Below are 15,686 nucleotides of genomic sequence, written 5' to 3' on the forward strand. Positions count from 1 at the left end.
TAACAAAAATAGTTACAATTTATTCAGTAATTTAGTAAACTAAATTCAAATCAGATGAAGTTTACACATTTTACTTTTGTTTTTATTTTTGCACTACTTGTTTTTGGTTGCTCTAAAGAAGAAGTAAATACAGATATAGATAATGATGGAATTGAGAATTCAGTAGATAACTGCCCAGAAACTGCAAATCCAAATCAAGAAGATGTTGATAATGATGGAGTTGGTGATGCCTGTGATGATTTTATAGATTCAGATAATGATGGTGTTGCAGATAATGTAGATAATTGCCCACAAACTGCAAATCCAGATCAAAAAGATACTGATGGTGATGGAGTTGGAGATATTTGTGATACTACACTTTCAAACAAAGTAGTTTGTAATGAAGGTTTTGCAGGTCAGTTTCCTTGTAAAGATTACGATTTGTTACTTCATTTACCAATGTCAACTTTTGCCTCTGAAGAAGCAAACGATTCTTGGGGTTGGACAGACCCAACCACTAATAAAGAATACGTGGTGATGTGTGTAAAAGACGGTACTGTTTTTGTCGATATTTCTGACACTGATAATCCAGTATATTTAGGAAAACTGCCCACAAGAACAGTAGATAGTGATTGGAGAGATGTAAAAGTATATAAAAATCATGCTTTTATTGTGAGTGAAGCTTCAAACCATGGCATGCAAGTTTTTGATTTAACACAATTAAGAAATGTGGCTAATCCACCAGAAACATTTGCATCAGATAAAGACTTTACCGCTTTTGGTAATGCTCATAATATCGTAATTAATGAAGATTCTGGTTTTGCATATGTTGTCGGCTCAAATCAATTTAGTGGGGGTCCATTTTTTATTGATATTAGAGATCCTAAAAACCCAATTGCAGCTGGTGGATATGCAGCTGGTGGTTATTCTCATGATGCACAAGTGGTAATGTATAATGGCCCAGATACTGATTACTCTGGTCAAGAAATATTGATAGGTAGTAATGGTGAGCGTTTTGGAGCAAATGAAGTTGTTATATCTAATGTAACAAATAAATCAAACCCTACAAGTATTGCAAAAATTACTTATGCAAATGATAGTTATACACACCAAGGTTGGTTCACAGAAAATCAGCGTTACTTTATAGTAGGTGATGAGCTAGATGAAACTGATGGTAAAGTGGCTAAAACGAGAATTTTAATTTTTGATTTACAAGATTTAGACAACCCACAACTATTATTTGAATATTCTGGCCCCACAGAAGCTATAGACCATAATGGTTATGTAAAAGGGAACACTTTTTATTTAGCTAATTATAGAGCAGGAGTCCGTTTTCACGATATTTCTAATATTGCTTCTAAAACAATGACAGAAACAGGTTATTTTGATACGTATCCAGAAGATGATAACCCTGCTTTTAATGGAGTTTGGAATGTATATCCATTTTTTAATAGTGGTAAAATTGTAATTAGTGATATTGAAAAAGGCTTATTTATACTCAAAAAACAGTAGTAATCTTTTGAAAAATAGCATTATTTACATTATTTTAGTATTTGTTGCAAGTTCTTGCTCAAAAGAAAGTGTATATCAAAATACATATAATAAAACGCTTCAAATTGAAACTATCAAAACTTTTGGAGGTTCAAAGAATGATGCATTCCTTTCTGTAAAAAGTACTTTTGATGGTGGTTATATTGCAGTTGGTCATTCTCAAAGTTCAGATTTTGATATCAAAGAAAAAACTAATGATAGTTATGATTATTGGGTACTAAAGTTTGATAATAGTAATAATTTAGTTTGGAACAAAACGTTTGGAGGCTCAAATGACGATAGAGCTAGAGATATTATTGAACTCAATGATGGTTCTTTTATAATATCAGGTTTTAGCAGAAGTAATGATGTTGATGTTACAAATAACGAAGGCAATTATGATTTTTGGGTTGTAAAAATCGATGAAAATGGCAATTTAATCTGGGAAAAAAACTTTGGGTTTTCTGGTTCAGACCAAGCCTTTGTTATAAAACAAGTTTCAGATAATTCTATTCTTTTAGGAGGCTCTTTAGATGTAACAGCTTCTGGAGGGCAAGGTAATTCTAAAGTAGCTAATAAACATGCAGGTGGCGATTATTGGTTAATAAAAATAGACATAAATGGTAATAAACTATGGTCTAAATATTATGGGGGATTGTTTACAGATACCCTATTAGACATTGCTGAAACTGATAATGGAAATTATATATTAACAGGTTTTAGTGATAGTGCAGATACAAACATTTCTAATAATTTAGGCACTTACGATTACTGGGTTGTTAAAGTAGATAACTCTGGCACCTTGCTTTGGGAAAAGAACTTTGGGGGTTCTGAAATTGATGAAGCTTATGCAATAAGTAAAACACCTGAAGATGCGTTTTTGATAGTCGGTAACTCAAGAAGTTTAGATAAAGACATTAGTAAAAATAATGGCTCATCAGATATTTGGGTTATTAAAATTGATGTTGATGGTAAATTATTGTGGGAGAAGAATTTTGGGGGGTCTTCTTTTGAAGGTGCTAAAAAAATAATTCCTTTTTCTAATGGAGGTTTTTTAATAGTAGGTAGCTCAAGAAGTGCAGATACAGATGTAACAGAAAATAAAGGCAATAAAGATGTTTGGGTCATTAAAATAAATAACGAGGGTACTTTAGAATGGCAAAAAAGTATTGGAGGCAGTGAATTAGAAGAGGCTAATAGCATAGTTGAGTTTCAGAATGGAGCAATTATTGTAGGAGAATCTTGGAGTTCAGATCAAGAAATAAATGTAAACAAGGGTTTTTCAGATGCCTTACTTATAAAATTAAAATAGAAAAATGAAAAAAATACTACTACTAATTTGCTTATCATTCTTGCTTATAGAATGTAACTCAACTGATGATGTTGAAGTAGAAAAAATATCAGTTTCATTACAATTTGAACACTTTTGGCTTGCCTCACCCTTAACTGCATCAGATTTAGATACTTTTAAATTTGAAACTAAAAATGGAGATTTTTTAAAAATTGAACGTTTACGTTATTTACTTTCTAATATATATTTAATAAACGATAATGAAACTTTTACGTTTAGCGACTATACCTTAATAGATTTAGAAAAAGACGATAATTTTACTTTACAACTTTCAGAAAAAATAGTACCTGGCAGCTATCAATTAAAATTTCGTTTCGGTTTTAAAGATGATGATAATATTGATGGAGCTTATCAAGATTTGAATACAGTTAATTTTAATGTACCATCAATGTTGGGTGGTGGATATCATTATATGCAGTTTGATGGCAAGTATAAAGACAATAACAATCAAGATGCAAACTTTAATTACCATGCAATTAGAGCTGTAGACAGGTCAGACCCTAATAACTTGGTTTACGAAGACACATCTTTTGAAGTTGATTTAGGTACATTAAGTTTTATTAGTAATTCAGAAATAACTGTAAAAGTAAATATTGCTGAATGGTTTAGAAATCCTCATACATGGGATTTAAATCAACTAAATACTGTGCTAATGCCCAATTTTGAAGCACAAAAACTAATGAGTGCAAATGGGAAGACAGTTTTTTCTTTAGGTGATATTAATTAATAAAATTCGTGTTTTCATCTTAACTTTATGGAGAAACCTCAAAAATGAAACAAGCTTGGCTTTATACTTTCTCTTTTTTTCTTTTGATGAATTGCACATCCAAAGAAGAAGAAAATTACACGCCTGTTGTCTATGAACTAAAAATACCACAGCTTTTTAAAGAAAAATTAATTAATCAAATTGTACCTGCAAATAATCCGCTTACACAAGAAGGGGTTGCACTAGGTAAAAAATTATTTTTTGATAAAATACTTTCTGGTGATGGAACTCAATCTTGTGCTAGTTGCCACAATCCGCAAAAAGCATTTACAGATAATTTACAATTCAGTTCAGGAATTGATGGAAAACAAGGTATTAGAAATGCAATGCCACTCTTTAATTTGGCTTGGAATTTTGATGAAAAATTCGCCTGGGATGGAAAAGATTTCAGTCTAGAAAATCAAGCTTTAGAACCAGTTTTAAATCCTATTGAGCTTCACTCTGACTGGAAAAATGTTGCTAAAAAGTTACAAAATCACTCTGAATATCCAACTTTATTTTTACAAGCATTTGGCACTTCAAATATAGATTCAACTTTAGTTACAAAAGCATTAGCACAATTTGAACGTACCTTAATTTCTGGAAACTCAAAATTTGATCAATACTTATTAGGAGAAGCCACTTTAACACCAGAAGAACAAAATGGTTTTAATATTTTTATGGATGAAGCAAGAGGAGATTGTTTTCATTGTCATGGAAGTGATAATAATCCACTTTGGACAGACAATCAATTTCATAACAATGGGTTAGATGCCTCTTTTTCTGATTTAGGTTTGGGAGCAGTTACTGGAGATCCTGCAGATAATGGAAAATTCAAATCACCATCCATAAGAAATTTAAAATTTACAGCACCTTATATGCATGATGGTCGTTTTGTAACAATAGAAGAGGTTATCAATCATTATTCAGAAGGTTTAAAACCTTCATCAACTATTGATCCATTAATGAAAAAAGTAAATCAAGGTGGAGTAGGTTTATCTGCAAAAGATAAAGCAGACTTAAAAGCCTTTCTTTTAACGCTTTCTGATGATGATTTTGTGAACAATCCTGATTTTCAAGAATAATCAATAAAACTAATGATTTCATAGCACTTGTTAATGAAAATTTATCTCTTTTGTTTAACTTAAATAGTATCTTTGCCAACACTTTAGATTTAATCTATTTAAAATTATGATAAAAGTATCAGACACAGCAAAGAAAAAAGTCATTGAGTTAATGACTGAAGATGGCTTTGACGCGGCTAAAGACTATGTGAGAGTTGGTGTAAAAAGTGGTGGTTGTTCAGGTTTATCTTATGATTTAACTTTTGATAAAACCCAACAAGAAAACGATAAAATTTTTGAAGAAAATGATGTAAAGCTTATCGTAGATAAAAAAAGCTTTTTATATTTAGTAGGGACAACTTTAGAATATTCAGGAGGTTTAAATGGAAAAGGTTTTGTGTTTAACAATCCTAATGCCAATAGAACTTGTGGGTGTGGAGAGTCTTTTTCTTTATAGAAAAAGAATTCAAAATTTAAAAGTTTAAGATTTAAAGTTATGGCAACCGTTACAAAATTCGAAGATTTAGAAATTTGGAAACTTTCTAGAATTCTTTGTAATGACATTAATACATTAGCCAATAATTCAGAATTAAGAAAAGATTACAAATTATATAGTCAAATAGATGGTTCTTCTGGTTCAGTAATGGATAATATTGCAGAAGGATTTGAAAGAAATGGAAACAAAGAATTCATTCAATTTTTATCAATAGCAAAAGCATCTTGTGGTGAAACAAGATCTCAATTATATCGAGTTTTAGATAGGAACTATGTGAATGAAAATGAATTTATTAAATTAAAAGAACAAGCACTTGTTTTAAGTAAAATGATTGGTGGTTTTATTAATTATTTGAAAAAAAGTGATTTCAAAGGAAGCAAATACAAAAGTTAGCAAGCCAACTTTGAATTTTAAACAAAGAACTTTGAATTTATGAAGTATACAGAAGAACAATTAGAAGAGGAATTAAAAACCAAAGAATACGAATATGGTTTTTATACAGATATAGAAAGTGAAACCTTTGCAAAAGGACTAAATGAAGATGTTGTTCGTGCAATTTCTAAAAAGAAAAACGAACCAGAATGGATGACTGAATGGCGTTTGGAAGCTTTTCGTGTTTGGCAACAAATGGAAGAGCCAGAATGGGCAAATGTAACGTATCCTAAACCAGATTTTCAAGAAATTGCGTATTATTCTGCACCAAAAAAGAAACCAAAATTAAATTCTTTAGATGAGGTAGATCCAGATTTATTAGAAACGTTTAAAAAATTAGGAATTTCTATAGATGAGCAAAAGAAACTTGCAAACGTTGCTGTAGATATTGTAATGGATTCTGTTTCTGTTGCCACAACATTTAAAAAAACGTTAGCTGAAAAAGGCATTATTTTTATGCCAATTTCAGAGGCAATTCAAGAACATCCAGAACTGGTAAAAAAGTATTTAGGTACAGTTGTACCTACTTCAGATAATTTTTATGCAGCATTAAATTCGGCTGTTTTTTCTGATGGATCTTTCTGTTACATTCCAAAAGGAGTAAGATGTCCAATGGAATTATCAACCTATTTTAGAATTAATGAAGGAGGAACTGGTCAGTTTGAAAGAACATTAGTTGTTGCAGACAAAGGTAGTTATGTTTCTTATTTAGAAGGTTGTACAGCTCCACAAAGAGATGAAAATCAATTGCATGCAGCTGTTGTAGAGTTAATTGCTATGGATGATGCAGAAATCAAATATTCTACTGTACAAAACTGGTTTCCTGGAGATGCAGAAGGCAAAGGTGGTGTTTTCAACTTTGTAACCAAAAGAGGTTTATGCGAAACCAATGCCAAAATTTCTTGGACGCAAGTAGAAACAGGTTCTGCTGTAACTTGGAAATATCCTTCTTGTATTTTAAAAGGAAATAATTCTGTTGGTGAATTTTATTCAATTGCAGTAACCAATCATTTCCAGCAAGCAGATACAGGAACAAAAATGATACATTTGGGTAAAAACACCAAATCAACCATCATTTCTAAAGGAATTTCTGCAGGGCAATCTCAAAATTCTTATAGAGGATTAGTACAGATTAATTCTCGAGCAGAAAATGCACGAAATTTCTCTCAATGTGATTCTTTATTGATGGGTAATGCATGTGGAGCACATACGTTTCCATACATAGAAACCAAAAACAAATCCGCACAAATAGAACATGAAGCAACCACAAGTAAAATAGGAGAAGACCAATTGTTTTACTGTAATCAACGTGGAATTGATACTGAAAAAGCAATTGCTTTAATTGTAAATGGATTTAGTAAAGAGGTTTTGAACAAGCTTCCAATGGAATTTGCTGTAGAAGCACAAAAATTATTGGAAATTAGTTTGGAAGGTTCTGTAGGATAAACATGTAATACCTACAAGGTCAAAAAAAGACCTTGCAGGATTTTAAACAATCAAATGAAAAAAATACTATTTTTATTTCTCGCGATTAGCGTTATAAGCTGTAAACATCATAGAGAAAGAGTAAAAAACTTAGTTCAGAATAAAATTGAAAAATCAAATGTAAAATTATATCAATTGGTTGGTGGTTCTATTTTAGTAAATAAATTAGAGGTTTTTTCTCAAGATACTACTTACACTGGGCAATCAAAGCAATTTACAGATGCATATTATGTAATTTCTCATCCTAAAGGAAATTTAATGTGGGATGCAGGTTTACCAGAACAAATGGTAATTCCTAAACCTTATACAGATCCAAGTGGAGTTTATACTATTCAAAGACCAGATTCTTTAGTAAATCAATTAAAATCGATTGATTTTAAAATTGAAGATTTTAAATATTTTGCAATGTCTCATTCTCATTTTGATCACACAGGACATGCAAATTATATGAAAGATGCCACTTTATTAATTCAAGAAAATGAATATAATGCTGTTGCTGGAGATTCAGTAAAAGTAAAGAACCCAGCTGTTGCAATGCTGACTAAAGTTCAAAAAATAAATGGCGATTATGATGTTTTTGGAGATGGAACTGTAGTTATCAAATACATGCCAGGTCACACAATAGGGCATCAAGTGTTATATGTTGAAGTTGCTGGGCTAGAAAAACCAGTTTTGTTAACAGGAGATTTATATCACTTTGAAGAAAATAGAGAAAATAAAGGTGTACCCTCATTTAATTATGATGTAAAACAAACTCTAGAAAGTATGGATAAGTTTGAAGCCTTTGCAAAAGAGAAGAATGCAACAGTTATCATACAGCACTCTCCATTAGATTATCAAAAATTAGAAAAATTATTAAACAGCTTAAAGCCAAAAGCTTAAAGCAAATAGCTTAAAAAACGATGTTAAAAATTAACAATTTACACGCTACAATCGATGAAAAATCAATCATTAAAGGGTTGAATTTAGAAGTAAATGCAGGTGAAGTTCACGCAATTATGGGACCAAATGGTGCTGGAAAAAGTACGTTGGCAAATATAGTTGCTGGCAAGGAAGAATATGAAGTAACTGACGGAACTATAGAATTAAATGGAGAAGATATAAGCGAATTAGCTCCTGAAGAAAGAGCTCATAATGGTGTTTTCTTATCATTTCAATATCCAGTGGAAATACCAGGAGTTTCTGTAACCAATTTTATCAAGACAGCAATCAACGAAACTCGTAAGGCAAAAGGTTTAGAAGATATGCCTGCAAAAGATATGTTGAAGAAAATTCGTGAGAAATCTGAATTGTTGGAGATTGACAGAAAGTTTTTATCTCGTTCTCTAAACGAAGGTTTTTCTGGAGGAGAAAAGAAACGTAATGAAATCTTTCAAATGGCAATGTTAGAGCCAAAATTAGCCATTTTAGATGAAACAGATTCTGGTTTAGATATTGATGCGTTGCGTATTGTTGCAAACGGAGTAAATAAATTAAAATCAAAAGATAACGCAGTAATTGTAATTACACATTATCAACGTTTGTTAGATTATATTGTTCCTGATTTTGTACACGTTTTACACGATGGAAAAATTGTAAAAACTGGTGATGCTTCTTTGGCTTTAGAATTAGAAGCAAAGGGTTACGATTGGATTAAGCAAGAACTTGTATAAATTAGTTTGCAGTCACAGTATTCAGTTTTCAAAACTGTAAACTGGTAACTGCATTCTGAAAACTGAAAAATTGAATACAATAGATCTTTTTTCTGGTTGTGGAGGTGTTTCATTAGGTTTTAAATGGGCTGGTTTCAATGCGGTTTTAGCATCAGATATTGATGAGAATTGCGAGAAAACATTCACTGCTAATTTTCCTGAAACGCCATTTATTTGTGGAGATTTATCAGACATCAAAAAAGAAGATTTTGATAAGCACATCAACAAAGAAATAGATGTTGTTATTGGTGGACCACCTTGCCAAGGTTTTAGTTTAGCTAATAAAAAAAGAAATAAAGTTGCAGATGATCCTAGAAATAAATTGTTTTATGAGTTTGTAAAAGTAATTGATTGGTACAATCCAAAATCGTTTGTGATGGAAAACGTAAAAGGATTACTTTCTATGAAATCTGGGCAAGTAATAAAACAAATTATAGCTGAATTTGAAAATGCAGGAGAATATGGATACGAAGTAAAATACGAAGTTTTAAAAGCTTCAGATTTTGGAGTTCCACAAGCTAGACAAAGAGTAATTGTTATAGGAATTCGTAAAGATTTGAAAGTTTTGCCTGAATTCCCAAAAAAGAAATACGAAAAAGAAATTACTGTAAATGAAGCGATTTCTGATTTGCCAACCATTCATGCATCAGAAGGAAAACCAATACAGCAATACACAAAAAAAGTAAAAAATGGATACCAAGAGTTTATGCGAAAAAACTCTAATAATGTAAAGAATCATGTTGCAATGAGACACACACAGCGTTTAATAAATCGTTTTAAAGCCATAAAAAATGGGCAAGGTTTGTTAGATGTTTGGGAAACTCATGGAGCTGTGCAAAGAGGCAATCCTGGAAAAAAATCAACGGTAAAATTTAGCCAGAATAACCAACGTTTGCATGGAGATAAGCCTGCACCAACCATTGCAGCATCGTTTCAAAGTAATTTTATTCATCCAAAATTGGATAGAAATTTTACAGCAAGAGAAGGTGCAAGATTGCAGTCTTTTCCAGATGATTTTGAGTTCAAAGGAATGCGAACTAAAATGAGTTGGGAAAAAGGATTAAGCCAATACCAACAAATAGGGAATGCAGTTCCGCCTTTATTGGCTTACGAAATTGCATTAACATTAAAAAGAGTTTTAGAGAAAGGGAATGTTGTTGATGAAAGTAAAGCAATAAATGCTGACGTTTTTCATCAACCAGAAATCATTTAAAATTAAAAAATAGTTCTATCATGGAAATGAAAGATAAAATAGTATCATCTTATGTAGCTTTTGAAGATAAAGTGGACACCAATTCTGATATTCACGACATAAGAACCAAAGCTTTTGAGAATTTTGAAAAGCTAGGTTTCCCAACCAAAAAGTTAGAAGCTTGGAAATACACTTCTTTAAATAGTATTTTAAAAAATGATTTTAGCATTTTTCCAGATCGTGAAAAAGCAGTAGAATTAGCAGATGTAAAAAAGTATTTTATACATGATATTGATACGTATAAAGTAGTTTTTATCGATGGAAAATACAGTTCTTTTTTATCGGCAACTACACACGAAAATTTTGATGTTTGCTTAATGTCATCCGCTTTAAATAAGCCAAAGTACAAAGCTGTAATTGAAAACTATTTTAATAAAGTTGCTAAACAAGACAATTTAACAAGTCTAAATACGGCTTTTGCTGCAGAAGGTGCTTACATTCATATTCCGAAAAATATTGAAGTTCAAAAGCCGATTCAAATCATCAATTTTACTACAGGTTCTGAAGCTGCAACAATGATTCAGCCAAGAAACTTAATTGTGGTTGAAGAAAATTCGCATGTTCAGATTACAGAACGTCATCAAAGTTTAACATCTAACGCTGTGTTAACCAATGCAGTTACAGAAATTTTTGCTGCAAAAAGCTCGACTGTAGATTGTTATAAAATTCAAAATGATAATTTAAATGCTTCTTTGGTTGATAATACGTATATAGATCAAAAATCGAACAGCGTTGTTTCTGTACATACATTTTCTTTTGGTGGAAATATTACTAGAAACAATTTAAATTTCTATCAAAATGGAGAACATATGGATTCTATTTTAAAAGGAATTACCATTTTAGAAGGAAAACAACATGTAGATCATCATACTTTGGTGCATCATATAGAGCCAAATTGTGAATCGCATCAAGATTATAAAGGAATTTATGATGAGCGTTCTACAGGAGTTTTCAACGGAAAAGTAATTGTAAATAAAGAAGCTCAAAAAACAAATGCTTATCAACAAAATAATAACGTTTTGGTGAGTGATAAAGCTACTGTTAATGCCAAACCTCAACTAGAAATTTTCGCTGATGATGTAAAATGTTCTCATGGTTGTACTATTGGTCAGTTAGATGATGATGCTTTATTTTATATGCAACAACGAGGAATTCCTCAAAAAGAAGGAAAAGCTTTATTAATGTTTGCTTTTGCAAATACAGTTTTAGAGAGTGTAAAAATTCCTGAAGTAAAGTCTAGAATTACAAAATTAATTGCTCAAAAATTGGGTGTTAATATTGGTTTTGATTTATAAGTATATCAGTTAAAGTATATTTTGATTGCGTTAAACATAAATTTTATTATACTATAGTTTTGTGTTAAATTTTAAATCAGCTTATTATGAATAAAACAATAAAAATAGTACTGTTAATAGTAGGAATTATCCTTTTAGCTTACGGAATTTATATATTGGTAATCCCAGAGACTCAAGTCTCTATTGGAGATTTAGATTTGATAGAAGCTCAAGATAACACAAATGCATATATAACAATTGGTTTAGGAATTGTAGCTGTTGTTTTAAGTTTGATAAAAGGTAAAGAATAATTTAATTCATTATATTAACAAATTTCCAATAATATTTATCCCTAACAGAGGTTTTAAGTTCTTTTGATAAAGATTGGTAAGAGGTATTATAACTTTTTTCTGCATAATCATTTCGAAATTTATTAACAATATCTCTTGTAAGTGATAAAACTTTAAAATAGCTTTCAAAGCTAGTATGCTCATTAAATAAAAGAACGAAGGGAGAAATACCCTCATTGAGTATTTTTTGTTCAATTAATTCTTTTAGCTTTCTCATAGATATAGTGTTATTCTCAAAACGAACTTTTATCTTGTTTAAGATTTTGATTTTAATAAGTTTACGATTTGTATTGCCAATTATAGAATTTTTTAGAATAAAACCGAAAGCTTTATTTGTAGAGAAATAAAAAGGAATATTCTTGTCTTTTAAAGAATAATAAATTTTTCTAGCTTTTAATTCTTTTAAATTATTATGTAGGTTTTTAACATCTAGCATACTGGTATTTTTATCAATATGTAGAATATAAGATAAATATGGATGGTAAAGGCTAGAAAAATTAGATTGAAAATCTAATATCTGCTCTTTTAGTGACCTTGTCTTTATAATTGAATCTCTGACATCACTATTAGTAATTAGTTTATTTTTTGTAACGTAAATATCAAAGAAAAAAGGTTTATAATCAGGTATTTTTGTAAAAGAATTTGAAGTTACTCTTTGTATATTATACTTATATAAGAAATTTTTAGATAAAATAGATTTATCTATAGATTCATTATTAATAACTTCAATTTTAGAAATAGTAAAAGCAAATAATAGAGTAAGTGTTATAAATAATATAAAACTTTTTAATTTATTTTTTGATAAAAAAGACTTAAAAGACATCCACATTTGCCCTAAAAAAACAATTATAATTAAATAAAATATATATGTTATTTCTGGGAAAAAATCTTTTGTATCAAAACTTAATGCTAAAATTCCAAACATAAATGAAATTCTAAAAAACCAATTTATAAAAAACCAGTTTGAAACTCTTTGAAGGTTTAAAATATTCTTCTTTTTATAATTGTATTTGCTTAGAAATCTTTTAGGTTTATTAATTAAAAATTCAAAAATAATTGAAAAAGAAAAATTCAATGAAATGAAAGCAATAAAAAAATTATAATAGAATTGCTCATTTTCATTTAAGATTATTAATTCATATTTATGAAGTATAGCATCAAAAACAAGTAAAGATTTACCAATTAATTTTATAAAAGAGTAAAAAATTATTGTCGTAAATAAACCCATGAGGCTTCCAATAAATAATTCCTTTTTTGAAATTTTCATTGTATTCCGTCTGTTTTTATATAGGATTTTTTTAGAAACCATTTTCTTGAAACTGATAGCAGATTTCTATATTAGAAAGAAAAATACCTTATTTGTTACAGGAAGAATTGGTTATTTTATTCAATTGATGAAATAATACCACTCAAAAAAGTATTTTCATCCATCCAAGATAAGCCCATTCTTACAACTACCAAGTCTTGGTCTGGTAAAATATATACACGTTGACCTTGATAACCATCAGCAAAGTACATGTTTTTTGGAACATCTTTTAGTCGCCCATTTGCATTTAACCAAAATTGTGCACCATAACTATTTTCAGAAGAAGGTGCAGGTTTTGTAACATAATCAACCCAATCTTTAGCAAAAATTTGATCACCATTCCAATTACCTTTATGTAGGTATAACAAACCAAATTTGCCCCAATCTCTTGGAGTAGCCCAAGCATAAGAAGAAGCCACATAATTACCTGCCAAATCTGCTTCTAAAATCATAGAGTTCATCCCAATTCTATCAATTAAATCAGAATACCAATAATCTAAATATTGTTGATGAGTAGAAAACTGACTTCTTACGATCCCTGATAATAAATTAGAAGTTCCAGAAGAGTAATTCCAAGAACTGTTTATTTTGCCTACTAATGGTTTATTTTCTTGTATTTTGGTCATATCTCTTTCTAAAAATAACATTGTAGTTGCATCAGAAATTTCATCGTAGTTTTCATCCCATTCTAAACCAGAATTCATTTGTAATAAATTATGAATGGTAATGTTTTTACGTTCATCTTTCTGCCAAGAAGTAATTGGTGCTTTATCAGTTACTTTCAATTTTCCTTGATATTCCATTATACCAAAAACAGTACTTAATACACTTTTGGTCATAGACCATCCTAATATTTTAGAATGCTTATTAAATCCTTTGGCATATTTTTCAGCTATAATTTTATCTTTATATATAACCAAAACTGCTCTAGATTGGTTTCTCCCAAATACAGAAGCAACAGTTTTATTTAATTTGGTGTATTCAATATTAGTAAAAAGGGTATCTTTTTGTTTTCCATTTCCATAAGGATAAGGAGTAATGTTATTAGGAGCTAACACTCTATCAGGTACCAAATACTTTGCATTTTCATCCTCTTTTGAAAGTGTTAAAACCGTACCTAAACCCTTTCTATAAATAGCTTTTCTAGTTAATAATCCAAATGCAGATGAAGTTGCTGTTTTTGTATTTAGATTTACCTCATCATCAGCTAAATTAACAGGAGCAAAATTATTGTCAGTTTTATCTGTAAACGCTAAAGATCTATTGGCTACAAAAACGGAGGATGCCGTATTTTTTGCAGAATATCCAGAAAGAATGTTCAATTTTGGATAATTTACGATCATAATAACTGTAATTACAATCAGCAGTAATATGAGGACTCTTTTAAAAATTTTCATTTCGAAATAGTTTAGTTATGTAAAAATAAGAAAATCATATTGTCTTTTTTATCAGTTTCAAAAATCAAGGTTTATCTTTGTGTTTTAAATCGATTTCTATGTTTAATGTTGATAAAATTCGCAAAGATTTCCCAATTCTGAAGAGAAATGTTCACGGAAAATCTTTGGTTTATTTTGATAATGCAGCTACCTCCCAAACACCACAAGTGGTTATTGATGCTATTGTTGATTATTACACGAATTACAATGCTAATATTCACAGAGGTGTACATACTTTAAGTCAAGAAGCTACAGATAAATACGAAGAAGCTCGTATTAAAATTCAACAACATTTTAACGCAAAAGAAGCTTACGAAATTATATTTACTTCTGGCACAACACATAGTATTAATATGGTTGCTTCAGGTTTTGCATCACTTTTGCAAGAAGGAGATGAAATTATTGTTTCTGCTTTAGAACATCATTCTAATATTGTGCCTTGGCAAATGTTGTGCGAAAAAACAAACGCCGTTTTAAAGGTAATTCCAATGCAATTGGATGGAACATTAGATATGGATACTTACCATCAACTTTTAAATGAAAATACAAAATTAGTGTTCTGTAATCATGTTTCTAATGCTTTAGGAACTATAAACCCAATAGAAGAAATTATTGATGCAGCTCATAAAGTAAATGCTGCTGTTTTAATTGATGGTGCACAAGCTACGCCTCATATTAAACCAGATGTACAAGCTTTAAATGTTGATTTTTATGTGGCTTCTGCACATAAATTATGTGGCCCAACAGGACAAGGAATGTTGTATGGTAAGCAAGAATGGTTAGAAAAATTACCTCCATATCAAGGTGGAGGAGAAATGATTGCTACTGTTTCCTTTGAAAAAACAACTTATGCAGGTTTGCCCCATAAATTTGAAGCAGGAACTCCTAATATTTGTGGAGGAATTGCATTTGGAGCTGCCATTGATTATATGAATTCTATTGGCTTTGATACTATAGCCGATTACGAGAATGAGCTTTTAGAATATGGAACTCAAGAATTACTTAAAATAGAGGATTTAAAAATATTTGGAACTTCTAAAGATAAAACTGCAGTAATCTCTTTTAATGTAGGAAATATACATCCTTATGATATTGGTGCTATTTTAGATAAATTAGGTGTAGCTGTTAGAACGGGTCATCATTGTGCACAACCAATTATGGACTTTTATCAAATTCCAGGAACCATAAGAGCTTCTTTTTCATTTTATAATACCAAAGAAGAAATTGATGTTTTAGTAAAAGGAGTTAAAAGGGCGCAAATGATGCTTTCTTAAGAATACATTTTCAAACAAAAA

The 15,686-nt window shown here is 30.2% G+C and carries 15 protein-coding genes; 13 read left to right on the top strand and 2 right to left on the bottom strand.

The genetic code is table 11. The annotated features are described in order from the left end of the window. The first annotated feature begins 54 nt into the window (after positions 1-54). The 12 genes from BTO18_RS13645 (at position 55) to BTO18_RS13700 (ending at position 11,610) form a co-directional block, all read left to right on the top strand. Complete coding sequence (locus BTO18_RS13645; protein WP_105016754.1) at positions 55-1,491, top strand: choice-of-anchor B family protein; 1,437 nt, start codon at positions 55-57, stop codon at positions 1,489-1,491. 7 nt (positions 1,492-1,498) lie between these two features. Then, complete coding sequence (locus BTO18_RS13650; protein ID WP_105017590.1) at positions 1,499-2,821, top strand: hypothetical protein; 1,323 nt, start codon at positions 1,499-1,501, stop codon at positions 2,819-2,821. Positions 2,822-2,825: 4 nt separating this feature from the next. Beyond that, on the top strand, positions 2,826-3,587 hold the full coding sequence (locus tag BTO18_RS13655) for an MbnP family protein (RefSeq protein WP_105016755.1): 762 nt from the start codon (positions 2,826-2,828) through the stop codon (positions 3,585-3,587). Positions 3,588-3,631: 44 nt separating this feature from the next. Further along, positions 3,632-4,690, top strand: a complete 1,059-nt coding sequence (locus BTO18_RS13660) for a cytochrome-c peroxidase (RefSeq protein ID WP_211295608.1) — start codon at positions 3,632-3,634, stop codon at positions 4,688-4,690. 106 nt (positions 4,691-4,796) lie between these two features. Beyond that, positions 4,797-5,126 carry a HesB/IscA family protein gene (locus BTO18_RS13665; protein WP_105016756.1) on the top strand — a complete coding sequence of 110 codons (330 nt, stop codon included), beginning with the start codon at positions 4,797-4,799 and terminating at the stop codon, positions 5,124-5,126. Between the two features lie 39 nt (positions 5,127-5,165). Continuing rightward, the gene (locus BTO18_RS13670) at positions 5,166-5,558 is read left to right on the top strand and encodes a four helix bundle protein (protein WP_105016757.1); all 393 of its coding nucleotides are present in this window, start codon (positions 5,166-5,168) and stop codon (positions 5,556-5,558) included. A 39-nt stretch (positions 5,559-5,597) separates the two neighbouring features. Then, positions 5,598-7,043 (top strand): Fe-S cluster assembly protein SufB, encoded by a 1,446-nt coding sequence (gene sufB, locus BTO18_RS13675; protein WP_105016758.1) that lies wholly within the window; start codon positions 5,598-5,600, stop codon positions 7,041-7,043. 54 nt (positions 7,044-7,097) lie between these two features. Then, positions 7,098-7,964: an N-acyl homoserine lactonase family protein gene (locus BTO18_RS13680; RefSeq protein ID WP_105016759.1), complete on the top strand. Its 867-nt coding sequence runs from the start codon at positions 7,098-7,100 to the stop codon at positions 7,962-7,964. Between the two features lie 20 nt (positions 7,965-7,984). Further along, positions 7,985-8,734, top strand: a complete 750-nt coding sequence (gene sufC, locus BTO18_RS13685; protein WP_105016760.1) for a Fe-S cluster assembly ATPase SufC — start codon at positions 7,985-7,987, stop codon at positions 8,732-8,734. 70 nt (positions 8,735-8,804) lie between these two features. Further along, complete coding sequence (locus tag BTO18_RS13690; protein WP_105016761.1) at positions 8,805-9,986, top strand: DNA cytosine methyltransferase; 1,182 nt, start codon at positions 8,805-8,807, stop codon at positions 9,984-9,986. Positions 9,987-10,006: 20 nt separating this feature from the next. Beyond that, a complete protein-coding gene (gene sufD / locus BTO18_RS13695; RefSeq protein WP_105016762.1) occupies positions 10,007-11,320 on the top strand; it encodes a Fe-S cluster assembly protein SufD in 1,314 nt (437 codons plus the stop codon). A gap of 86 nt (positions 11,321-11,406) precedes the next feature. Beyond that, positions 11,407-11,610, top strand: coding sequence for a hypothetical protein (locus BTO18_RS13700; protein WP_105016763.1), 204 nt, complete (start codon positions 11,407-11,409; stop codon positions 11,608-11,610). Position 11,611: 1 nt separating this feature from the next. On the opposite strand, the gene BTO18_RS13705 is transcribed toward BTO18_RS13700, so the two are convergent. After that, positions 11,612-12,574, bottom strand: a complete 963-nt coding sequence (locus BTO18_RS13705; RefSeq protein ID WP_146106939.1) for a hypothetical protein — start codon at positions 12,572-12,574, stop codon at positions 11,612-11,614. A gap of 458 nt (positions 12,575-13,032) precedes the next feature. Next, positions 13,033-14,352 carry a serine hydrolase domain-containing protein gene (locus BTO18_RS13710; protein WP_105016765.1) on the bottom strand — a complete coding sequence of 440 codons (1,320 nt, stop codon included), beginning with the start codon at positions 14,350-14,352 and terminating at the stop codon, positions 13,033-13,035. A gap of 98 nt (positions 14,353-14,450) precedes the next feature. Here BTO18_RS13710 and BTO18_RS13715 point away from each other — a divergent pair, with 98 nt between their 5' ends. Beyond that, complete coding sequence (locus tag BTO18_RS13715) at positions 14,451-15,665, top strand: aminotransferase class V-fold PLP-dependent enzyme (protein WP_105016766.1); 1,215 nt, start codon at positions 14,451-14,453, stop codon at positions 15,663-15,665. Positions 15,666-15,686: the final 21 nt, after the last annotated feature.

Origin of the sequence: Polaribacter porphyrae (genome assembly GCF_002954685.1) — a bacterium.
In the GTDB taxonomy this organism is placed as follows: domain Bacteria; phylum Bacteroidota; class Bacteroidia; order Flavobacteriales; family Flavobacteriaceae; genus Polaribacter; species Polaribacter porphyrae.